The following is a 22777-nucleotide window of genomic DNA, read 5'->3' as shown; positions in this document are numbered from 1 at the left end:
CGCCAGTGGGCAATTGTCCTCAGGGGGCCTGGAACACCAGGGCCTTGAGGCCGCAGGCCATATCGGCGTCGGGAAACTCCGGTGGGTTGTCCAGGCGCTGCACGAACGCCAGGCCTGGCGCTTCCCGGGTGACCCCTTCGATGAGGAAGTCCGGGCCGGTGGCCGGATCGTTGCTGCACGCCAGCACCGTGCCGTGGGGTGCCAGCAACTCCGGCAGCCGCCGCAGGACGCGCTGGTAGTCCTTGGTCAACAGGAAGCTGCCTTTCTGGAAGGTCGGTGGGTCGATGATGACCAGATCATAGGGGCCGCTGTTGATGACCTTGCCCCAGGATTTGAACAGGTCGTGGCCCAGGAAACTGACCTGGCCCAGGTCATGGCCGTTCAGGCGATGATTGTCGCGTCCGCGACTCAGTGCCGCCCGCGACATATCCAGGTTCACCACCTGCCGGGCACCGCCGGCGATGGCCGCCACCGAGAAACCACAGGTGTAGGCGAACAGGTTCAGCACGCGTTTACCGCTGGCATGGGCGCGAACCCAGTCTCGACCATAGCGCATGTCCAGGAACAAGCCGTTGTTCTGCTTCTTGCCCAGGTCGATGCGGTAGCGCAGGCCACCTTCGGTCAGCGTCCACTCATCCACCGGTTCCCCCACCAGCCACTGGGTCAGGCTCTGGGGCAGATAGCGGTGCTGGACCGCCAGGGTATGGGCGGTGCTGTGCTGCCAGGTGGACGAGGCAGCGAGGGCGAGCAACATGGACATCAGATCGTCCAGTTGCGTCGGCTCGGGCTCCTTGAACAACGAAACCAGCACCACCCCTTGCAGCCAGTCGACCGTGACCTGTTCCAGCCCCGGCCAGCAGCGTCCGCGGCCATGGAACAGGCGCCGGGTTTCGTCGGGCAGGGAGGCCAGGGCCGTCAGCAAATGCGTTTGAAGGGTGTGAAGGGCTTCAGGGTTCATCGGACAACGCCAGGGATTCGAAAGGCCGGCATTTTAACCACCGGCCGTTCGACTGCAACCCTGGCCCGAGCAAGCCTGTGCGGGTCAGCCGCCACTGCTGGCCAGGATGCTGGCAACCTGTTGCGGCTGGCAGTTCAGATACGCCGAACGCTTCAGCCAGCCCGGATCCGGATACCAGGAAAACATGAACTGCCCACCCTTGAGTCGATCGATCACCTGCCGCGCCACCTGGGGACGTACGGCGGGACAGCCCTGGCTGCGCCCGATACGGCCCTGGCGCGCGCTCCACAGCGGGTTCACGTAGTCGGCGGCATGGATCACGATGGCACGGTCCCGGGCCAGGTCGTTGAAGCCAGGTTCCAGGCCGTCCATGCGCAACGAATAGCCGTGGGCGCCCTGGTAGCTTTCCTGGGTACGAAACAGTCCGAGGCTGGACTGGTAGCTGCCCAGGCGATTGGAAAACTGAGTGGCGAAGTTTTCCCCGGACTTCTGCCCGTGGGCCACCAGGTCGCGCAACACCAGCTTCTTCTGACGCAGGTCGAAGATCCACAGCCGCCGGGCCGTGGAGGGTTGGGAATAATCGATCACAGCCAGGTGGCGGGCCTGGCGCGCGCCATTGGCGACCGCGCATTGCATGGCGCTCAAGGCACTTTTGAGCGCCTGGGGATTGAGTTCCGGCGCTGCGTGGGCGAGGCTGTTGTAAAGGGTTTGAGCATTTGCCTTCTCCGCCAGCGCCGGGCTGCACAGGACGCCCAGGCCGGTCACAAGCAGACAGAATCGACGAGTGAAGGTCAGCGCCGACGAAAAATGTCCACGCAGGTATTTATTCGCGGCATCCCGTCCGTATTTGTTGGTTTGTATCATGATGGCGGGTCTTACCTGTCGCAAAAGTCACCGTCATCGAGACGGCCATGGATTGGAGTTAAGCAGTTGTTCAAAAAGTCCGCATGTTACTTGAGCTTCCTATGCCTCGCTTCGCCATTGGTCGCGACGGCCGGTGATGTTTCGTTCGGCGATCCGGCCCCTGTACACACCACGCTGGCGCAATTATCGGTCACTTGCCCGGCTCTGGCGGCGGCTGTCGACTTTCCGACGATCATGAACCTGCAGGCGTTCTATGAGCAAAACGCAGGCCAGGCAGTCTGGTCGAGCGACGAACGACGCGCGGCGCTGGGAACGCAGCTTCAGCAACTGGCCGACGACGGCCTGGACCCGTCTCGTTACAGCCTGCCGGCCGAAGCCTTCTCGAACGATGCCTGCGCTGACATCGCCATCAGCCAGCGCTACCTGCAAGCGCTGCGGGATCTGCGTTTCGGTTATCTGCCCCAGGACCGCCTGGAGCCGGTATGGAAAGCCGACCCGCAGCCTCAGGACCGTCAGGCGGTCCTGCTGAACATTGCCGTGGTCGGCCTGCACGACCTGGCGGGCGCGTTCGAACAAGCCCGGCCGAGCCTGGCGCTGTATCGCAACTTGCGTCAGGCCTACGCCTTGCAACGGCAGCAACCCCTGGCCGACTGGCAACCGGTGCCCGGCGGCGCTCTGTTGCAGCCGGACAAACGCGACGCCCGCGTCCCGGCGCTGGCCCAGCGGCTGTTCAACGAAGGTTACCTGAGCGCGTTGCCGCCGGATGTCGACGAGCATTACAGCCCCAAGCTGGTGGCGGCGATGAAAAGTTTCCAGCTGCAGCATTCGCTACAGGCCGACGGCGTGGTCGGACCGTGGACCGTCACCGAGTTGAATATCAGCCCGGCCATGCGCCGCGAACAGTTGCGCATCAATCTGGAGCGCATGCGCTGGATGGCCCAGGACCTGGAGCCGGACAGCGTGCTGGTCAACGTGGCCGCAGCCCAGTTGACGGTTTACCAGGGCGGCGTGCCGGTATGGCAGACCCGGACCCAGGTCGGTCGCGCGGGGCGGGAAACGCCGTTGCTCAAATCCCGGGTCACACGCCTGACGCTCAACCCCACCTGGACCATTCCCCCGACGATACTGCGGGAAGACAAACTGCCCGAGATCCGTCGCGATCCGGAATTCCTGGGGCGGCAGAACCTGAGGGTGATCGACCGGGACGGCCTGCCATTGGCGGCGGCCGATATCGACTGGGACCATCCTGGCGATCTGATGCTGCGCCAGGACCCCGGGCCGAGGAACCCGTTGGGCAAGATGGCGATCCGTTTTCCCAATCCGTTTTCCGTCTACCTGCATGACACCCCCAGCCAGGCGCTGTTCAGCAAAGGCCCGCGGGCGTTCAGTTCGGGCTGCGTGCGCATCGAACAAGTGATGCGCCTGCGCGACTGGTTGCTCAGCCCCGCCGAACGCGCCCGCACCGAGACGCTGCTGGCCAGCGAACAGACCCATGAGTTCAGGCTGGCCAAGCCCGTGCCGATCCTGATGGGTTACTGGACCGTGCAGGCGGACAGCCAGGGACAGCCGGTGTACATCCCGGATATCTACAAGCGCGATGCCGCCCTGTCCGCCGCCGGCAGTCGCACGCTCTGATCCCGGCCCGTGATCAGGCACATTCGGCGTCGGCCTGTTCCCGTGCGGTTTCCCCTGACCGGGCGAACAGGCGCTGGCCGAGGGCCTGGGCAGCCTCCAGGTGCGCCGCCGGATCCAGGGTTTCCGATTCGAGCAAGCGCTGGGAACTGATCACCCGCGCACCGCAGTAGTCGAAGATGCCGTGGTCGATCTGGACGGTCATGGCCTCGTCATAGCCGTGACGCCGGAACGAGTCGGCATCGGCACCACCGACCGCCACCAGATGCACCTTCAGGCGCTGCAGTTTCTTGACAAAGGGTTTGTCGAGGCTGAAGTCGAACGCCCAGCCGTTGGAGAATACCCGGTCGATCCAGCCCTTGAGCAATGCCGGCATCGACCACCAGTAGATGGGGTACACCAATACCAGCGCGTCGGCCCGGTCGATCCTGGCCTGTTCGGCCAGCACGTCCGCGGGGGGCAAGGCTTCGCGATGATGGACCGCATGGTCGGCGAAACCGAAGCGTGGATCGAAGCCTTCGGCGGCCAGGTCGGCGATCTCGAACGTATCGGTGTCATGGGCGAGGGTGATGCCTTCGGCGATCTTCGCCGCCAGGCCATGGGTCAGGGAGTGGGGATCATGGTGGGCAACGACAATGAGTGCATGCATGGTCAATCTCCTGCTGCGGTAAGGACGGGAAAGCGTTATGCTTCGATTAAGTTACCTTTAGTAAGTTACGGTTGGTAAAGTAAGCATGTCAAGCCTTGAACAACCCTCATCTTCCGTTCCTCCCCGTCGCCGTCTTTCCCGGGAGGACCGGCAACGGCAGTTATTGGATGTCGCCTGGCGGCTCGTGCGCGAGGAGGGCAGCGAAGCGCTGACCCTGGCGCGACTCGCGGAACAGGCCGGCGTGACCAAGCCCATCGTGTACGACCACTTCGTCACCCGGCCAGGGCTCCTGGCCGCGCTTTACCAGGATTACGACGCGCGCCAGAGCGCCCTCATGGAGACGGCCCTGGAGGCGAGCGAACCCACCCTGCAGGGCCGGGCGGCGGTGATCGCTTCTGCCTATGTCGACTGCGTACAGCAACAGGGTCGGGAGATTCCCGGGGTGGTGGCGGCGTTGGAAAGTTCGCCTGAGCTGGAGCGCATCAAGCGCGAGTACGAGGCGGTTTTCCTTAAGAAATGCCGTGATGTCCTGGCGCCGTACGCCGGCCCCCGGGGCATCGGCCAGGCGGCCCTGCGGGCCATGCTCGGGGCCGCGGAGGCGTTGTCCAACGCGGCGGCCGGCGGTGAGCTCAGCGCGGCGCAGGCCAAGGAGGAGCTTTTCGTGAACATCGTCGCGATGGTCACGCGGACCCTTGGCGCGCCCGCAAGCTGACCCGCCGCCTCATCGGATCACCATCCGGATCCGCCGCGTTCCACGGGGATTGTCCGGATGGCTTGCCCCGTCGCAACCCGGCCTGCGCATCAAAAAATGAACCCTCGGTTCGTTTCCCGGTTCTTAACCAAGGCCTGCAATACGGTCTGTGACACGGGGGACGCCAGGCGGGGCTGCGGTCTTGCGCTCCCGACATCGCGATAAAAGGAGGCGACATGCCCAACTCCTTCCATTCGCCCTGGTGGAAGAGCGCTGTGGTCTATCAGGTCTATCCTCGCTCGTTTGCCGATGCCAACGGCGATGGCGTAGGGGACCTTGCCGGACTGATAACGCGCCTGGATCACTTGCAACGCCTCGGGGTCGACGCCCTGTGGTTGTCGCCGATCTATCCTTCACCCATGTGCGATGCCGGCTACGATATATGCGACTACACCGATGTCGATCCGTTGTTCGGCAGCCTGGCCGACCTGGACGAGTTGATCGCCCAGGCCCATGAGCGCGGCCTGAAAGTGCTCCTGGATTTCGTGCCCAATCACACCTCCGACCAGCATCCGTGGTTCATCGAGTCCCGGGCCAGTCGTGATAATCCCAGGCGCGACTGGTATATCTGGCGCGACCAGCCCAACAACTGGCGCGCTTCCATAGAGGGTGGCAGCGCCTGGACCTGGGATGAAACCAGTCAGCAGTACTACCTGCACTTCTTCCTGCCCCAGCAGCCCGATCTCAATTGGCACCACCCCCAAGTGGTGGCGGCCATGCACCAGGTGCTGCATTTCTGGCTGGCGCGCGGGGTGGACGGCTTTCGCGTCGACGTCGTGCATTGCGTGGGCAAGGACCAGAGTTTCGCCGACGACCCGCGCTGCCTGGCCGGCGAACCCATGGTCAAGATCAACGACCAGCCATACAGCCATGAGGTGCTGCGCGGCCTGCGCCGGCTGGTGGACAGCTACCCCGGAGACCGCGTCCTGATCGGTGAGGTGAACATTCGCTCCACCGCCCGGGTGGCTGCCTATTACGGCGCCAGCGACGAATTGCACATGTCCTTCAATTTTCCGCCTTTGGACGCCCCCTGGGATCCGGTGGTGTTGCGCATGTGCATACGCGAGGTGGAAGCCGACCTCGGACCGTTGCAGGCTTGGCCGACCTGGGTGCTGTCCAATCACGACAACAGCCGTCATCGCAGCCGCTATGGTGGCTCCCTGCGCCGTGCCCGTGCGGCCGCCGTGATGTTGTTGACCTTGCGCGGCACGCCCTTCATCTACCAGGGCGAGGAACTGGGCCTGGAGGATACCGTCGTTACCGCCCGGACGCGCGTCGACCCTGGCGGGAGGGACGGCAGCCGGGCGCCATTGCCATGGACCGTCCAGGCACCCCATGGCTGGGGACCGACGCCTTGGCTGCCCTTTGCCGCGGATGCCGACGTTCTTTCAGTACAAGCCCAGGAGAGCGCCGCCGATTCCACCCTGGCGCTGTACCGACGGCTCCTGGCTTGTCGCAGGCGCAGCACGGCCTTGTGCCTGGGGGACTGGGAAGAGCTGCCGTCGCATCCACAGGTCCTGGCCTACCGGCGCCATCACGAGGCTGACGAAAGGTTGGTGTGCATCAATTTCGCCGACAGTGAACACGCCTTTCCCCTGGCCACCCCCTGGCGAGTGGAAATCGCCAGCGACGGGCAGGGCGAAGGCCAGCCGTTCAGCGGTCGATTGAACCCTGAGCAGGCGCTGATCCTGTGCCGTTGAGGAGTCTGCAATGAAAGCCAATTGGCACCGCAACACCTTGATCTACCAGATCGATCCTTCCTTGTTCTACGACAGCAACGGTGATGGCCGGGGCGACCTCAAGGGCATCATCCGCCAGCTCGATTATCTGCAGGCACTGGGGGTAGGCGCGCTCTGGCTGATGCCGCTGTACCGCTCGCCATTCAAGGATGCGGGCTACGATGTCAGCGACTTCCTGGCGCTGGACCCTCGTTTCGGCAGCGAAGAGGACTTGCGCCAGTTGATCGTCAAGGCCGGGGAGCGCGGCATACGGGTGATCCTCGAGTTGGTGGTGCAGCACACTTGCGACCAGCATCCCTGGTTCCAGCGGGCGCGGCGCGATAGAAACAGTGTCTATCGCAATTATTACCTGTGGTCCGATACCCCCGTGGACGATGGCAACCAGCCGATCTTTCCCTCGGTGGAGGACAGCATCTGGCAGTGGGACGAAGAGGCCGGACAGTATTATCGCCACCTGTTCTATCGGCATGAGCCGGACCTCAACCTTGCCAACCCGCGAGTTGTCGAGGACATCGAACGGATCATGGTCCACTGGCTGGAGCTGGGGATCGCCGGTTTTCGCCTGGATGCCGCTTCGCACCTGGTGGAACAGGCCGGCGGCGGTAACGAGGAGCAGGGGGTCTGGCTGCTCGAAAGGCTTTACAGATGCATGATCCGTATCAACCCCGAAGGGATCTTGATGGGGGAGGTGGATGTCGAGCCAGAACGTTACAGCCACTACTTCGGAGCGGGGGAGCGTCTGGGGCTGGTGCTGGATTTCTGGGTCAACAACCATATTTTCCTGGCGCTGGCCCGGGGCGAGGCGCAACCGTTGCAACGCGCCATTGCCCGCCGCCCCGCCCCGCCGGACGGCGCCCATTATGCGGTGTGGTTGCGCAATCACGACGAGCTGGACCTGGAGCGTCTGAGCGAAGAGGAACGTGAGGAAGTGATGCAGGCCTTCGCGCCGGAGCCGGACATGCGCCTGTATGGGCGCGGGATTCGCCGGCGCCTGGCCCCCATGCTCGAAGGTGACGTGCGCCGCCAGGCACTGGCTCAGTCGCTATTGTTGTCGCTTCCCGGTACGCCAATCGTGCGCTATGGCGAGGAGATCGGCATGGGCGATGACTTGTCGCGCCCCGAGCGGCTTTCGGTGCGCACTCCCATGCAATGGAACGCCGAAGCCAACGCGGGATTTTCCTCGGCCCATCATTTGGCTGCTCCTTTGATCGAACACGGGCCGTTCGCCTATACGCACCTGAACGTCGCACGGCAGCAGGACGACCCCGAGTCGCTGCTGGCTCGCACACGTCGCCTGCTATGGGCTCGCTCAGGGCTGTCGGAAGTGGGGAACGGCGAGGCGCAGTTGTTGACGGCAGACCATCGCGCCGTGTTCGCCATTGCCCATGTCGGCCAGGCCACTTCGGTGATGCTGGCCAATCTCGGCCCAGAGACTGTCGAGGTACGTTTGCAGACGGACCTGGAGGGCTTCGAGGAAATCGTTTCAGACAGCCCATATCCCGCGCCCGAGGGTGCCAGCATGAGTCTTTGTGGCTATGGTTATCGCTGGTTTCGCTACGCAGGCTCAGAACAGCAGCAGGGTGACCGCCAGGAGACCGCAGACCACCAGTAGCAATGCGGACACTTGGGTGGAGCTCAAGGCCAGTGCGTCTGCCCGTGATTGCCCGCTGAACCGGCCCTGGATCCGGTGCAGCGATTGCTGCGACTCGAACAGATTGTCCGGCCGTTGCCCGTCGTCGTCTTCCCGGGTCATCTGGCCGGTGCAGGCCCTGCGGGCAAGCAGGCGGTCGAGCAGGCCGGGCATCAGGCAAGTACCGACAATGGCCTTCACTGACGCCGCGCCCAACCACAGTTCCCTGGGCGTGCGTCGTACCACGCTGAGGATCGCCCGGGCGGCGACGTCCGGATCGTGGATGGGCGGAACCGGTTGCGGGCGCTTGTCGAGTTTATTGCGTGCCCAATCGAACTGTGGGGTATTGATGGCGGGTAGCTGGACCATGCAGACGCGGATACCGCTGCGGGCATCAAGCAGTTCGCAGCGCAGTGAGTCGGTAAACCCGCGGACGGCGAACTTGGCCCCGCAATACGCCGCCTGCAACGGAATGGCGCGGTAGGCCAGTGCCGAGCCGACCTGGATGATCACCCCGCGATCACGCGGCTCCATGAGCGCCAGTGCCGCCATCGTGCCGTGGACGGTGCCCAGGTAGGTCACCGACGTCACCCGCTGGATTTCCTCGGCGCTGAGTTGGCGGACAGGGGAAAACACCGTGGTCATGGCGCAGTTGATCCAGACCTGCACCGGGCCCAGCTCGTGCTCGATGCGTCGCGCCGCTTCGAGCACGGCCGCGGCGTCGGCCACGTCGACGCCGATGCCCAGGGTCCGCGTGCCGCGCTGCTGCAGTTCATCTTCGGTGTCGGCCAGGGCTTGGGCGCCCCGGGCCAGCAGGCCGACCCGATAACCGGCGGCGGCGAACCGGTGGGCCGTCGCGCGACCGATACCGGCGCTGCCGCCGCAGATCACCACCACCGGCGGGTTTGGCTCATCCATTGCGTTTCTTCCAATTCAATGATCTCTGCCCGATGGCCGGTGCGGTAGCGTCAGTGAGGCCTTGCCACGCCCCGCAGCAGGTTGGCACTGAGCTTGTCGGCGTTGCAGCTGGCGACGTTGGCCAGCGACACCATGCCCACCAGCCGCTTGTCGCGGTTTACCACCGGCAGGCGACGTTTTTCCAGCTGGGCCATGTTCTTGGCGACATGGTCGACTTCTTCGTCTTCGAAGCAGTAGCGCACCTCGTCGCTCATGATCCGGCTGACCGGGGTGTCCAGGTCCATGCCGTCGGCCATGGCGCGAATCACCAGGTCGCGGTCGGTGATCATCCCGGCCATGCGGTCGTCCTGGTTGATGATCAGCGCGCCGATGTCGGCCTGGCGCATGATCAGTGCGATCTCGCGCAGCGGCGTATCGGGTGAAACCGTGCGAATTTCCCGACTCATGATTTCATTGACTTTCATCGTTGATCTCCTCTTTCGGGTTGGACAGTAACCTGGCCTGGCGGCTGCGCTGGGTCTGGGCAGTGCCGTGGCCGGCTCCTGTCTATTGTGAAAATCCGAGTTGGCGATGGTTCAGCATTTTTTGCCCAGGCAGGGATAGCTGCACTTTTATGAAGCCGCAGGTGAGGATTCGCACCATGGGAAGGCAGGCGTCGGCGGTGGCGGCGCAGGTCCTGGCCATGGCTCACCAAGGCGACAGGTTCGCTGCAGGACCCGATTCCAAAAGGGGCGGCTGGGCACTCTGGGCATGACCGAGGCGTTGCACACAAGGTTTGGCACGCTCGCTGCAAGAGGGTGACCAGGCCCACCGCGAACGCAATCGAGTGGGCAGCCCCGTCGGTCAACGAAGATCGAACGCCAGCAGGTCGGGGAAATAACGGTAGGTCGAGGCGCAGTCGCCGGGCCGATACCGCACAGAACAGGCAAAGACGCCTGGAACCGCAAGGTTTCAGGCGTCTTTTTTTTTGCTTCCAAAAACCGTGATGGGCTTTTGTCGGGTGCTTTATATGAATTCCAACGTCGCTTCCCTGAACAAGCTGCAAACGCTGATCGTGATCGGCAATGGCATGGTCGGCCATCACTGCGTCGAGCAACTGATCGAGCGCGGTGCCCTCAACCATTACCGCGTGCACGTGTTCAGCGAAGAGCCGATGCGTGCCTATGACCGTGTGCACCTGTCCGAGTATTTTTCGGGTCGTGATGCCGAGTCCCTGGCCCTCGGCGAAGCGTCGCTGTACCAGACGCCAGGCGTCACCCTGCACCTGGGCGTACCTGTCCAGGAGATCGATCGCCAGGCGCGCCAGGTGGTGATTGCCGGGGATCGCATCAGCTATGACAAGTTGGTACTCGCCACCGGGTCCTACCCGTTCGTGCCACCGATCCAGGGTGCCCAAGGCGATGCCTGCCTGGTCTATCGCACCCTCGAGGACCTCGACGCCATTCGCGCCGCTGCCGGCAATGCCCGTCGCGGCGTGGTGGTCGGTGGCGGCCTGTTGGGCCTGGAAGCGGCCAATGCCCTCAAGACCCTCGGCCTGGAAGCCCATGTGGTGGAGTTCGCGCCACGGTTGATGCCGGTGCAACTGGACGAGCGGGGCGGCCTGGCGCTCAAGGCCCGTATCGAGATGCTGGGTGTCGGTGTGCACCTGTCCAAGGGAACCCAGTCCATTACCGCCGGTGAGCAGTATCGCTACCGGATGAATTTCGGTGACGATGATTTCCTGGAAACCGATTTCATCGTGTTCTCCGCCGGTATCCGTGCCCAGGACGCCCTGGCGCGCCAGAGCGGATTGCCCATCGGCCCACGCGGTGGCGTGGTCATCGATGACCAGTGCATGACCTGCGATCCGGACATCTACGCCATCGGCGAATGCGCCGCCTGGAACGGCAGCATCTTCGGCCTGGTCGCTCCGGGTTACCAGATGGCCCGCAGTGTCGCGGCACGACTGTGCGGTGAAAATGCCGAGCCGTTCACCGGTGCCGACATGTCCACCAAGCTGAAACTGCTTGGCGTGGACGTCGGTTCCATCGGTGATGCCCATGGCAACACCCCAGGCTCGCGCAGCTTCCAGTTCATCGACGAAACCAGCGCCAGCTATCGGCGACTGGTGGTGGACGCCGCCGGCAAGCGAGTGATCGGCGCGGTGCTGGTGGGTGACAACAGTTACTACGACACGCTGTTGCAATACATGCAGAACGGCATCGCGCTGCCCAAGGATGCCGCCAGCCTGATCCTGCCGTCGTCTGCCGGCGCTCCGACACTGGGCCCGGCGGCGTTGCCCGAAACCGCCACGATCTGCTCGTGCCACAACGTCACCAAGGGGTCGATCTGCTCGGCCATCGACAGCGGTTGCACCGATCTCGGACAACTGAAGTGCGACACCAAGGCCGGCACCGGTTGCGGCGGCTGTGCCGCGTTGGTCAAGCAGGTGTTCGAACACGAGCTGGTCGCCCGTGGCGTCAGCGTCGACAAGAGCCTGTGCGAACATTTCGCCTACACCCGGCAGGAGCTGTACGCGCTGGTGCGGGTGGAAGGCATCATCAGTTTCGAGGAGCTGCTGGCCAAGCACGGTCGCGGGCACACCGGCTGCGACCTCTGCAAGCCGGCGGTTGGCTCGATCCTGGCCTCCTGCTGGAACCAGCCGATCATGGACCCGTCACTGGTGCCGTTGCAGGACACCAACGACACCTTCATGGCGAACATGCAGAAGAACGGTACCTATTCGGTGGTGCCCCGGATCGCCGGTGGCGAGATCACCGCCGACAAGCTGATCGCCATCGGCGTGGTCGCCAAGAAATATGACCTTTACACCAAGATCACCGGTGGCCAGCGCATCGACCTGTTCGGCGCCCAGTTGCACCAGCTGCCGGACATCTGGGCCGAGCTGATCGAGGCCGGCTTCGAAACCGGGCATGCCTACGGCAAATCCACCCGTACGGTGAAATCCTGCGTCGGCAGCACCTGGTGCCGCTACGGTGTGCAGGACAGCGTGCAGATGGCCCTGACTATCGAAGATCGCTACAAGGGCCTGCGTTCGCCTCACAAGCTCAAGTTCGCCGTATCCGGTTGCACCCGCGAGTGCGCCGAGGCCCAGAGCAAGGACGTCGGCGTGATCGCCACCGAGAAGGGCTGGAACCTCTACGTGGCCGGTAATGGGGGTATGCGTCCACGGCATGCGGAGCTGTTCGCCACCGACCTGGACGACGAAACCCTGATCCGCTACATCGACCGCTTCCTGATGTTCTACATCCGCACCGCCGACAAGCTGCAGCGCACATCGGTCTGGCGCGAAAGCCTGGAGGGCGGCCTGGACTACCTCAAGGACGTGATCATCCATGACAGCCTGGGCCTGGGCACCGAGCTCGAAGCCCAGATGCAACTGGTGGTCGACCGCTACGAATGCGAGTGGGCCAATGCCCTGAAAGACCCGGAAAAGCTCAAGCGTTTCCGTACCTTCGTCAACGATGGTCGCGGCGACCCGGATGTCCATTTCGTCAGGGAACGCGGCCAGCGCCGGCCGGTTCATGCCGGCGAACTTCACCTGATTCCCGTCACCGAGGAGGTGCTCTGATGAGCCAGTCAAATGTCGTCCGTATTCCCGTCGCCCAGACCCAGGTGCAGTGGCGGCCCCTGTGCAGTCGCCAGGACCTGGTGCCCAATTCCGGCGTGGTCGCCTGGCACGACGGCAACCAGGTGGCGCTGCTGTACCTGCCGGAGCAGGTGGACCGGCCGCTCTACGCCATCGACAACCGCGACCCCAAGTCCGGCGCGAACGTCATCGGTCGCGGCTTGCTGGGCAGTATCAAGGGTGAACTGGTGATCGCATCGCCCATGTACAAGCAGCATTTCCGTCTGGAGGACGGCCATTGCCTGGAGTACCCGGAACAACGCCTGCGGGTATGGCCGGTGCGACTCAACGGCGACGTGGTGGAGATTGGCGAGCACTGATCCGCTCTTGTGGCGAGGGCGCCTGCTCCCGCGCCACAAGGGCCCTTAAGCGAACGTACCAAGCCGCAGGTCGGGGGGAAGCAATGAAAACCGCAGCTCAACTGGTAAGACTCAAGAGCGTGCAGAACCAGCAGGTCCATAGCATCGCGCCGGAGCAGACGGTGCTCGAGGCGCTGCGGATCATGGCCGAGAAAAATGTCGGTGCGCTGCCGGTGATCGAAGACGGCCAGGTGGTGGGCGTGTTCAGCGAACGGGACTATGCACGCAAGATGGTGCTGCAGGGACGCTCCTCGGTAGGCACGCCGGTGCGCACGATCATGAGTGCGCCGGTGATCACCGCCGATAGCCAGCAAAGCATCGATCGCTGCATGGAGGTCATGACCGACAGCCATCTGCGGCACCTGCCGGTGCTGGACAATGGGCAGTTGATCGGGCTGTTGTCCATCGGCGACCTGGTGAAAGAGGCCATCGTCGAACAGGCCGATCTGATCAGGCAGTTGGAACACTACATCCGCGGGCACTGAGGCTCGCACAATCATTGCCGGCACCGTCCGGCATCACCTCTGTGGCAAGGGGATGAAGCTCCTTGCCACAGGTCGCTCCGACCTTGGCAACCAATAGGTGTCAGCCCAGCATCAGCAGTTGGCGAATCAGGTTGGGCGTGCTGCCGGTCCAGCGCTTGAACGAGCGCCGGAAGTTCGCGGTGTCATTGAAGCTCAGGTACTGCGCCACCTCTTCATTGCTGAAGCCCTTGACCTGATACAGGTACAAGGCCACATGGGTATGCACCCGGTCCACCTGTTGCTGAAACCCGGTGTGGTGCTTGTGCAACTTGCGCTTGAGGGTGGCCGGGCTCATGGCAAACGCTTGGGCGGTCTGCTCCAGGCTCGGGGTCTGGCGCACATGGGCACGCAGGTACTCGTAGACGCAGTCGAGGAAACTGGCGGTGAAGCCCAGGTGATCGAGCTGTTCCCGGGCTTCGATCCGTGCCACCTGGCCGGCGGTGGCCGAAGCGTCGGGCCAGGGCTGGGCCAGGCAGTGGCGGGGCAGGCGCATCAGGTCCAGGGGCCGGTCGAACTGTGTCTGTTCCCCCAGATGTACCCAGTATTGCTCCACATAACGCGGCTCGCTGTGGCGAAAGCTGCATTGCCACGGCAGGCGTTCGCCGCTCAGCCAGGTGCTCATCGCGATCATCGAGGTCATGCTCGCTTCCAGCACGAAGCGCCACTGGTCATGGGCGCCGCAGCTGTCCAGCCAGTGGACGTAGGCGTAATGCTCATCCAGCAGCAGGCGTGGTGCGGCCAGCGGACTGAGCAGCGCCTGTTGCTCGATCAGGGTCTGCAGGGCCTGGTGCAGGTTCGGCGCATGGCGCAAGGCATGGCTGGCCGGCCCGTAGTGCCCGGGTAACAGCCGCTGGCCGAAGAGGAAACTGCTGTCGCTGGCATCCAGCAGGCGCCGACTGTTCTCGATCAGGCCAAGAAACTGCTGCGGGCTGATGCGGCTGCGGCCGGCCAGGATATCGTCATGGAACAACCCGGTGCCGCGCAGCAGGCGATGGCTGTCGATGTCCCGCGACAGCGCCAGGTCGATCAGCGCGGCAGGCTGATAGTGCCCCGGAATGAAGCGGCAGTCGGTCTCGTACCAGCAGGTCTTGATGGTCATGGCGCAGCCTCAGGCGCTTTTCGCCAGGGTGGGCCGGGATTGGGCCAGCGCCAGGTTGAGACGTTTGAGCAGGGCCTCGGGGGATTCGTCGAACGCCATCACCACCGCCGCACTGGCCAGCAGTTGCAGGCGTTCGCCGTGTTGCCGGGTCTTGTGAGCCAGGCTGCGCACCGCGTCCTGCAACTCTGCGGCCAGGCGCCGGGCCTGGCTTTCGCCGGTGTCGGGCAACAGCACCACGAAACGATCGCCAGCCAGCCGGCACAGCAGGTCCTGGCGGCGCAGGTTCAGCACCAGCAACTGGCTGACGGCCTGGAGCACTGCATCGCCCTCGCCGTGGCCGAAACGCTGGTTGATGGCGGTGAAGTTGTCCAGGTCCAGGGCCAGCAGCGACAGCGGTTGCTGGCGGCGCCGGCTGTCTTCCAGGCAGGCGGACAATTCGTGCTTGAGGAAGTCCGCGCCGCCCAGGGGCGTGAGCTTGTCGAACAAGCGGTGCTCGCGGAACAGTCGTTCGCGCTTTTCCATCTGGCCATTGATTGCCAGTTGCTCGCGGTGCCAGTGGTAGATGCCGAGGGTCAGCAGGATCATGCCCACCGGCATCGGGCCGGATTCCAGCCAATGATCCCAGGTGATGCTGTCGGGCAGATGGATGAACTCGTCGAGGCTGTCGATCCACCAGGAAAAGAAGATGCAGCCCAGGCCCAGGATCAGGTAGTTGGTCACTCGTCCGGCCGGCCGGCTCTTGAGCACCAGGCCCAGCCAGACCAGTGCCAGCAGCGCCGAGCCGCCTTCGCCCAGGATGTCCAGCCAGACCCATTGTGCGACGGGTTTGAGCTCGCCACAGGCCAGGTGCAGGATCAACCCGAGGTTGGCGGCCAAGAGCAGCAGGGCGAGTTTGAAACGATGCGGGCCGAGCACGCAGAACATGGCCGGAATCCTTTGCCAGAAGCGGAATGCGGCCCAGCACAGCAGATGAATGTGACAGTGCGGTGACGACGGGCGAATGCCTGGGGGAGGTCGAATCAGCTCATCGGTTGTCCGGTTTTTTTTGCTGCAGGGAGGCCGCATCTCTCCCATTGTGGCGCGGGGATTGATCCCCGTTGGGAGGCGATGCGCTCCCGGCCGGCATACCTGTCGCGCCATGCAATCAGCGCTACAGGGCTGCTGTGCAGCCCAACGGGGATCGATCCCCTTGCCACGAGGTCAGCGTCTTCAGCTTCATCGGGCCGCAGGGAAGAGGTCATTTCAGCTCACTTCGGCCGACCAACCCATCTGAATCGCCGATATCGTCCTCTGGCTCGGCCCCGCTGTCACAGAACCGTCATTGCCCGGCCCTAGCGTGCCCTCCCAGTTGCCGGGCCATTGCCTGGCGGATTTCGGATTCCGGGGAGGACCATCATGCATCACCGCACAAGCACTGCCGGGCTCGTGGGATTCACGTTCACCGCGTTGGCGATGGCCATCGCCAGTGAACGACTGAACGCCGCAGAGCAGTCCGCCGGCGCCACGGAACACGTTGAAGTGGTGGGGCAGGCGGCCAGTATCGATCAGGCCCTCAAGGAACAGCGCAGCGCCGACAGCATCAAGAGCGTGGTGCATGCCGACGGCGTGGCGCAGTTGCCGGACGAGAACGTCGCCGAGGCGGTGCAGCGCCTGCCCGGTGTCGCCGTGGAGCGCGACCAGGGCGAGGGACGGTTTGTCAGCGTGCGGGGCCTGGGGCCGGACCTCAACAGTGTGACCATCAACGGCACGCTGGTGCCGGCCCCGGAAAGCGAACGACGGGCCGTGGCGCTGGACGTATTGCCATCGGAGCTGGTGCAGTCGCTGTCGGTGATCAAGACCCTGACGCCAGACATGGACGCCAACTCCCTCGGCGGCACGGTGGATGTGAAAAGCCTCTCGGCCTTCGACCACAAGGGCCTGTTCTACACCGGGAGCAGCGAAGCCAGCTACGACAAGAACACCGGCCAGACCAGCCCGAAATTCTCTGGTGCCGCCAGCGACCGCTTCAGCCTGGGCGATGGCATCGACAACTTCGGTGTGGCCGCCGCGCTGAGCTGGCAGAAGCGCGACTTCGGTTCGGACAACGTCGAAACCGGGGGCGCCTGGGATTTCGAGCAAGGCTCGCGGCTCGAAGAGTTCGAACAGCGCGACTACGACATCCGCCGTGAACGGGCCGGGGGCGGTTTGAACTTCGACTACAAGCCCGACGACTTCAGCAGCTATTACCTGCGCACCCTGTACAGCCGCTACAAGGACAGCGAAGTGCGCAATGCCGCCAGCATTGCCTTCGACGACCCGCAAGCGCCGGGCGAGGTGGGGGCTGCCGAAGGCGAGCGCAAACTCAAGCAGCGGGAGGAAACCCAGGAAATCCAGTCCTACGTGCTGGGTGGCGAGCGCATGTTCGGCCTCTGGACCCTCAGCGGCCAGGGCGGCTACAGCCGCTCCAGCGAGGACAGCCCGGGCCATATCGCCGGCGCCACCTTCAAGGGTATCGACGGTTTCGACGGTGGTTTCTACGACAGTGACAAGCCGCGACCGATCATCGGCCCGGGGTTCTACGACCCGACCAACTTCAGCCTCGACAAGGTGGACTGGGAGGAACAGAAAACCACCGACACCGAGAAAAACCTGCGCCTGGACCTGGCCCGGGACTATGACTTGAGCGGCTATGCCTCCCAGGTCAAGTTCGGCGGCAAGGTGAGCCGGCGCGACAAGGACAACGACCTGGACGCCTGGGTCTATGAAGACTTCGATGACCTGGGCTTCACCGACGAACAGCTCAACCTCGGGCAATTCCAGAAAGGCAATGTGGACTACCGCCTCGGGCATTACGGACCGGGCATCAGCCCCGGTGCCATCAAGCAATTGCTGGGCGGCCTGGATCGCGATGCGTTTTTCGACGAGCAGGAGTCCCGGGTCAACGACTTCAAGATGAGCGAAGACATCAATGCCGCGTACCTGATGAACACCGTCGACATCGACGACTGGCGCTTCATCGCCGGCATGCGCTACGAAGGCACCGAATTCGAAGCCAAGGGCACCGGCGCCACCGACGGCGTATTCACCGACACCCAGACCCGTCGCAAGTACCACCACTGGCTGCCAGGACTGCACGCGCGCTACCAGCTGGACAAGAACACCCAGGTCCGTGCGGCCTGGACCAAATCCGTGGTGCGTCCGACCTTTGGGCAACTGGCGCCGGGCTTCGTCATCGACGATGACGAGGCAACCTTCGGCAACCCGGACCTCAAGCCGCTGGAGTCGAGCAACCTGGACCTGGGCATCGAGCATTTCATGGGCCATGCCGGCACCGTCTCGGCCTTCGTGTTCTACAAGGACATCAAGCACTTCGTCTACAACACCGACCTGGCCGGCACCGGCGCCTGGACGGATTTTGCCGAAGCCCACAGCTATGCCAACGGCGACAGCGCCAAGTTGTATGGCCTGGAACTGGCCTACTCACAAAAATTCGACTGGCTGCCGGCGCCCTGGAACGGCCTGCTGCTGGGTGCCAATGCCACCTTCAGTCGTTCGGATGCCGAAATCGAAGGCTTCGACCAGGCCAGCGGTACCCAGCGCAAGCGCAGCATCGATCTGCCGAACCAGTCCGACACGGTTGGCAACCTGATGCTGGGCTGGGAAGACGACAAGCTGAGCCTGCGCCTGTCGGCCAACTACAAGTCGGCGTATCTGTTCGAACTGGCGTCCATCGGCGACCGCGATCACGACCTGCACGTCGATGCCCAGACCTTCGTCGACTTCAGCGCCCGCTATTCGCTGACCAAGAACTTGCAGGTCAGCCTGGAGGCCCAGAACCTCACCGACGAGCCGTATTTCGTCTACACCGGGCATCGCTCCTACAACGGCCAGTACGAGGAGTACGGCCCGACCTACAAGCTGGGGCTGACCTTCACGCATTTCTGAATGACGGGGCTGATCTTTCTGTGGCGAGGGGACTCAGCGAAACCCTCTCGCCACAAGGTAAATAAAAACCACTTTGAGCCCGGCTCGATGACAAGGATTTTGCGTTGGATATGAATATCGGTTTTTCCAAGCACTATTGGCTGGCAATGTTGATCGGCCTGGCCACCGGCCCGGCCCTGGCGGCTCCAGCCAGCCCCGGCCTGACGCTGCAACCCTGGGCGCCGACCCAGGCACGTTCCCTGGATGCGCTGACGTTCCTGCCCGGCGAGCAGACCCGCGAACGCCTGGCCGCCGGGCGCGACGGGCTGCTGCTGCTCGATGCCCGAGGCCGCGAACTGGCGCGCCTGAAGGGTCGTTTCGAAGGCCTCGACAGCCGCACCCTCGGCACCGACGTGCTGGTCGCCAGCCTCGACAGCACGCGCCAGCAGGCGGTACTGGTCAACCTCGACCCCAAGGGCCGCCGATGGGGGGCGCCGGTGTACCTGCCCACCCGGGACTTTCCGGTCAACGGCCTGTGCCTGTACCGCGATGAGGCGAGCAACCTGTTCGTGTTCCTGGTGGGCGAAGAGGGCAAGGGCGAACAATGGCTGGTAGGCGCCGACGGGCAATTGAGTGCGAAGCCCCAGCGCGTGCGCGGTCTGCCATTGCCACCGGACGCCAAGACCTGCCAGGTGCAGGACGCCGCCGGCCAGTTGTTCGTCAACGAAGAGCGGGTCGGCTGGTGGGCCTATCCGGCGTCCGCTGAAGCCGAGACCGTGCGGATGCCCGTGGCGACGCGCACGCCGTTCGGGGATATCCGGCAGACGGCAGGTGCCATGGCGGTGATGCCGGGGGGCATGCTGGGCCTCGATCCCGACGCCGCGCAATTGCATCTGTACCAGCAAACGGACGCGGGATGGACGTCCCGGGGCATCCTGGCCCTGGCAGGCCTGAAAGAGCCGGAAGGCCTGGCGGCACGGTTGACAAAAGACGCGCTCGAAGTGCTACTGCGGGACGACGACAACGGCCAGCTGTACCAGGGCGAAATCCGCTGGCAACCGGCGCCGGTAACGCTGGCGCCGGTGTTGCCCAGCGTGGCTGCCGTCGCCCAGAGCGAACCGGTGGCTCGCCAGGGCGACGCCGCGGATGACCCGGCGATCTGGGTGCACCCGACGACGCCCGGGGCGAGCCGGGTGCTGGGCACCAACAAGAAGCAAGGGCTGCTCGCCTACGACCTGCAAGGCAAATTGCTGCAGGAGCTGTCGGTGGGGCGTCTGAACAACGTCGACTTGCGGGCCAATTTCAAACTCGGCATGCAAACCGTCGACCTGGCGGTGGCCAGTAACCGCGACCGCAACAGCCTGAGCCTGTTCAGCATCGACCGCGCCAGTGGCCAGCTGCGCGAAGCGGGCGAGGTCCCCACGCCGCTGGAGGACATCTACGGCATCTGCCTGTTCCAGCCCGCCGAGGGCGAGTTGTATGCCTTCGTCAACGGCAAGGACGGCCGCTACCTGCAATATCGCCTCAGCGCCCCGGATGGGCTGGTCAAGGGCGAGTTGGTGCGCCAGTTCAGCGTCGATAGCCAGCCTGAAGGCTGCGTGGCCGATGAGCGCCATCAGCGGTTGTTCCTGGGGGAGGAAGACGTCGGCGTCTGGGCCGTGGATGCCCGGGCCGACCAGCCGGCCACCTTGACCCGCGTGATTGAAGTCGGCCCGCAACTGCACGCCGACGTCGAAGGCATGGCCCTGTACCGAGGCGACGGCGGCGATTACCTGGTGGTGTCCAGCCAGGGCAACGACAGCTACCTGGTGCTCGATGCCGCGCCGCCTTTCGCCGTACGCGGTGCTTTGCGGGTCGGCTTGAATGCGGCGGCGGGTATCGACGGCGCCTCGGAAACCGACGGCCTGGAAGTCACTTCGGTCAACCTCGGCGGGCCCTGGAGCCAGGGGATGCTGGTGGTCCAGGACGGACGCAAGCGCATGCCCGAACAGGCCCAGAACTTCAAGTTCGTGCCCTGGGCCGATATCGCCAGGGCGCTGCGCCTGCCTTGAGCGACGCTGTCATCAACCGGTCACGAACATTTCATCGAATAGCAGCCAGACAGGAGTTCTACCCATGCAAGCCACTTTGGAACACATGACGATCTGGGGCCTTATCGGCGACGCGAGTCTGCTGGTCAAGGCGGTCATGCTCACGCTGTTGCTGGCGTCGCTGTCGAGCTGGTACCTGATCATCCAGCGCAGCACGGTGCTGCAACGCAACGAGCGACAGCTCAAGGGTTTCATGCAGCGTTTTCGCAGCAGCCAGGACCTGTTGCCCCTGTACCGCGAAAGTGCCCAGGCCAGGGACGTGGACGGCGGCATCACGCCGATTTTCCAGGCAGGCCTGCTGGCCTTCACTCAGTTCCACCAACCTTCCTGCCAACCCGAGGTGGTGCTCGAAGGGGTGGAGCGTTCGCTGCAAGTGGCGATCAGCGAGCAGGAAGTGCAACTGGAAAAGGGCCTGCAATTGCTCGCCACCGTCGGTTCGGTCAGCCCCTACATCGGTCTGTTCGGCACCGTCTGGGGGATCATGAACGCATTCCTCGGCCTGTCCCAGGTACAGCAGGCCAGCCTCTCCACGGTAGCGCCGGGCATCGCCGAAGCGCTGATCGCCACGGCCATCGGCCTGTTCGCCGCAATCCCGGCGGTGATCGCGTACAACCGGTTCGCCGCCCGTGGCCAGACCCTGCTGACCTGCTACTACGCCTTCGGCAACGAGTTGCAGGCCCGTCTGCATCGCAAGCTGCACGGCGCCCCGGTGAACCTGGCTTCGGCCGCTTGAAAGGAGAGGGCAGATGCTAGTCAAGCCACAACGCAAGCACGGGCCCAAGGCCGAAATGAACGTGGTGCCTTACATCGACGTGATGTTGGTGTTGCTGGTGATTTTCATGGTCACCGCGCCCATGCTGACCCAGGGTGTGAAGATAGAACTGCCCAAGGTCGCGAGCGAGGCACTGGCCAACGACAGTCGCCAGCGGATCCTGACCCTGTCGGTCAAGGCCGAAGGCGGCTACTACTGGAACCTGGGCGACGAACTGGACACCCGACACCAGACCGACAGCGCCGTGGACCTGGAGCAGATGCGGGCCAAGGTGGCCCAGGTGGTTGCCGAGCGCAGCGACACCCAGGTGTATATCCGGGCCGACGATCATGCCGATTACGGCCGGGTCGTCGCCGCCATGGCCGCCTTGCAGCAGGGCGGCGTGAGCAACCTGGGACTGGTGACCGAGGCGCCGCAATGACGGCGATGATCATGCACAGTTCTTCCATGAACCTGCCGGTAGCGGCCAGCCACCGTTTCTGGCAAAACAGCCTGGCGGCCGGGCTCGCAGTGGCCCTGCACGCTGCCGTGGCGGCCTTGCTGGTACTGGGTTGGAGCGTGGAAAAGCCTGCCGCGGAGGCAGCCCGGGTGCTACGCACGCAATGGGTGATGCTGCCGGCCCCTGCGCCCGAGGCGGCCGCCCCGGCCCCGCTGGAACCTGTGGCAGCGCAACCGGTGGAGTCCGTCCCGGCGCCGGCCGAGATGCCCCGGCCCGAAACGGCCAAGCCCATCCCGGACCCGAGCCTCCAGGCGCGAAAACTCGAACAGGCAGCCTTGGCGCGCAAACGGGTAGAGGAGCACAAACGCGAGCAACAGGCCCGACAGCAACGCGAGCGCGTAGAGAACGAGCGGCGTGCGGAGCATGAGCGGCACTTGCAGGAAGCCCAGCAGGCCGCCGAACAACAACGCCAGGCCAGGCAGGCCGATGAACTGGCCCGGCAACACCAGGCCGAGCAGGCCCGCCTGGCTGCCGCCGACAGCCGCAGCTACCAGCCGTTGAGCAAGCAGGCCCCGGATTATCCGCAGCGTGCCCTGGACAAAGGCCTGGAAGGCGACTGCACGGTGGAATACAGCGTGACGCCGGATGGGCGCATCGATAATCCCAAGGTACTCGACGGTTGCCATCCACTGTTCATCCGTCCGTCCCTGGCCGCGGCCCAGGGCTTTCGTTATCAGCCCCGGATCATCGATGGCAAGGCGGTGACCGTGCCGGCGGTGCGCAATACCTTCCACTATCGGATCAAATGAGCTGCGGACAACC

Annotated in this window: 19 protein-coding genes; 12 read left to right on the top strand and 7 right to left on the bottom strand. The window is 64.2% G+C overall.

Features of this window, described 5'->3' with window-relative positions; translation table 11 throughout:
- Nucleotides 1–19: 19 nt before the first annotated feature.
- Together BLP99_RS16460 and BLP99_RS16455 are read right to left on the bottom strand one after the other, a co-directional pair.
- Entirely contained in the window at nt 20–958 is a 939-nt protein-coding gene (locus BLP99_RS16460) for a class I SAM-dependent methyltransferase (RefSeq protein WP_072391542.1), read from the bottom strand.
- 84 nt (nt 959–1042) lie between these two features.
- Nucleotides 1043–1723, bottom strand: coding sequence for a murein L,D-transpeptidase catalytic domain family protein (locus BLP99_RS16455; protein ID WP_092181155.1), 681 nt, complete (start codon nt 1721–1723; stop codon nt 1043–1045).
- Nucleotides 1724–1888: 165 nt separating this feature from the next.
- On the opposite strand from BLP99_RS16455, the gene BLP99_RS16450 reads away from it, so the two are divergent.
- The gene (locus BLP99_RS16450) at nt 1889–3457 is read left to right on the top strand and encodes a L,D-transpeptidase family protein (protein ID WP_092181029.1); all 1569 of its coding nucleotides are present in this window, start codon (nt 1889–1891) and stop codon (nt 3455–3457) included.
- 13 nt (nt 3458–3470) lie between these two features.
- On the opposite strand, the gene BLP99_RS16445 is transcribed toward BLP99_RS16450, so the two are convergent.
- A complete protein-coding gene (locus tag BLP99_RS16445) occupies nt 3471–4103 on the bottom strand; it encodes an NAD(P)H-dependent oxidoreductase (protein ID WP_072391548.1) in 633 nt (210 codons plus the stop codon).
- Nucleotides 4104–4188: 85 nt separating this feature from the next.
- Here BLP99_RS16445 and BLP99_RS16440 point away from each other — a divergent pair, with 85 nt between their 5' ends.
- The 3 genes from BLP99_RS16440 (at nt 4189) to BLP99_RS16430 (ending at nt 8205) form a co-directional block, all read left to right on the top strand.
- Nucleotides 4189–4815, top strand: coding sequence for a TetR/AcrR family transcriptional regulator (locus BLP99_RS16440; protein ID WP_092181027.1), 627 nt, complete (start codon nt 4189–4191; stop codon nt 4813–4815).
- Nucleotides 4816–5030: 215 nt separating this feature from the next.
- A complete protein-coding gene (locus BLP99_RS16435; protein ID WP_072431012.1) occupies nt 5031–6554 on the top strand; it encodes an alpha-amylase family glycosyl hydrolase in 1524 nt (507 codons plus the stop codon).
- Nucleotides 6555–6564: 10 nt separating this feature from the next.
- On the top strand, nt 6565–8205 hold the full coding sequence (locus tag BLP99_RS16430; protein ID WP_092181025.1) for an alpha-amylase family protein: 1641 nt from the start codon (nt 6565–6567) through the stop codon (nt 8203–8205).
- On the opposite strand, the gene BLP99_RS16425 is transcribed toward BLP99_RS16430, so the two are convergent.
- Nucleotides 8158–9141 carry an SDR family oxidoreductase gene (locus BLP99_RS16425; RefSeq protein WP_092181022.1) on the bottom strand — a complete coding sequence of 328 codons (984 nt, stop codon included), beginning with the start codon at nt 9139–9141 and terminating at the stop codon, nt 8158–8160. The two genes, BLP99_RS16430 and BLP99_RS16425, sit on opposite strands and share 48 nt — an antisense overlap.
- A gap of 50 nt (nt 9142–9191) precedes the next feature.
- The gene (locus BLP99_RS16420; protein ID WP_092181019.1) at nt 9192–9605 is read right to left on the bottom strand and encodes a CBS domain-containing protein; all 414 of its coding nucleotides are present in this window, start codon (nt 9603–9605) and stop codon (nt 9192–9194) included.
- A 545-nt stretch (nt 9606–10150) separates the two neighbouring features.
- Between BLP99_RS16420 and nirB the strand changes: the two genes are divergently transcribed.
- From nirB to BLP99_RS16405, 3 genes are all read left to right on the top strand, one after another.
- The gene (gene nirB, locus BLP99_RS16415) at nt 10151–12712 is read left to right on the top strand and encodes a nitrite reductase large subunit NirB (protein WP_092181016.1); all 2562 of its coding nucleotides are present in this window, start codon (nt 10151–10153) and stop codon (nt 12710–12712) included.
- Nucleotides 12712–13089 (top strand): nitrite reductase small subunit NirD, encoded by a 378-nt coding sequence (nirD, locus tag BLP99_RS16410; protein WP_072458783.1) that lies wholly within the window; start codon nt 12712–12714, stop codon nt 13087–13089. The genes nirB and nirD overlap by 1 nt, the downstream gene beginning before the upstream one ends.
- 83 nt (nt 13090–13172) lie before the next feature.
- Nucleotides 13173–13613, top strand: a complete 441-nt coding sequence (locus tag BLP99_RS16405; protein ID WP_072391571.1) for a CBS domain-containing protein — start codon at nt 13173–13175, stop codon at nt 13611–13613.
- A gap of 100 nt (nt 13614–13713) precedes the next feature.
- On the opposite strand, the gene BLP99_RS16400 is transcribed toward BLP99_RS16405, so the two are convergent.
- Both BLP99_RS16400 and BLP99_RS16395 read right to left on the bottom strand, forming a co-directional pair.
- Nucleotides 13714–14751: an AraC family transcriptional regulator gene (locus BLP99_RS16400; RefSeq protein ID WP_072391573.1), complete on the bottom strand. Its 1038-nt coding sequence runs from the start codon at nt 14749–14751 to the stop codon at nt 13714–13716.
- A 9-nt stretch (nt 14752–14760) separates the two neighbouring features.
- The gene (locus BLP99_RS16395; protein ID WP_092181013.1) at nt 14761–15675 is read right to left on the bottom strand and encodes a GGDEF domain-containing protein; all 915 of its coding nucleotides are present in this window, start codon (nt 15673–15675) and stop codon (nt 14761–14763) included.
- 471 nt (nt 15676–16146) lie between these two features.
- On the opposite strand from BLP99_RS16395, the gene BLP99_RS16390 reads away from it, so the two are divergent.
- From BLP99_RS16390 to BLP99_RS16370, 5 genes are all read left to right on the top strand, one after another.
- Nucleotides 16147–18675, top strand: coding sequence for a TonB-dependent receptor (locus tag BLP99_RS16390; protein WP_072458782.1), 2529 nt, complete (start codon nt 16147–16149; stop codon nt 18673–18675).
- A 110-nt stretch (nt 18676–18785) separates the two neighbouring features.
- A complete protein-coding gene (locus tag BLP99_RS16385; protein WP_092181010.1) occupies nt 18786–20705 on the top strand; it encodes a phytase in 1920 nt (639 codons plus the stop codon).
- Between the two features lie 64 nt (nt 20706–20769).
- A complete protein-coding gene (gene tolQ / locus BLP99_RS16380) occupies nt 20770–21477 on the top strand; it encodes a protein TolQ (protein WP_092181007.1) in 708 nt (235 codons plus the stop codon).
- 13 nt (nt 21478–21490) lie between these two features.
- A complete protein-coding gene (gene tolR / locus BLP99_RS16375) occupies nt 21491–21937 on the top strand; it encodes a protein TolR (protein WP_072391587.1) in 447 nt (148 codons plus the stop codon).
- Entirely contained in the window at nt 21934–22764 is an 831-nt protein-coding gene (locus BLP99_RS16370) for an energy transducer TonB (RefSeq protein ID WP_072391591.1), read from the top strand. The genes tolR and BLP99_RS16370 overlap by 4 nt, the downstream gene beginning before the upstream one ends.
- Nucleotides 22765–22777: the final 13 nt, after the last annotated feature.

This window comes from Pseudomonas sp. NFACC32-1 (assembly GCF_900101215.1).
In the GTDB taxonomy this organism is placed as follows: Bacteria; Pseudomonadota; Gammaproteobacteria; order Pseudomonadales; family Pseudomonadaceae; genus Aquipseudomonas.
Note: the sequence above shows the minus strand (reverse complement) of the source record. Positions and strands in the feature narration are given on the sequence as shown.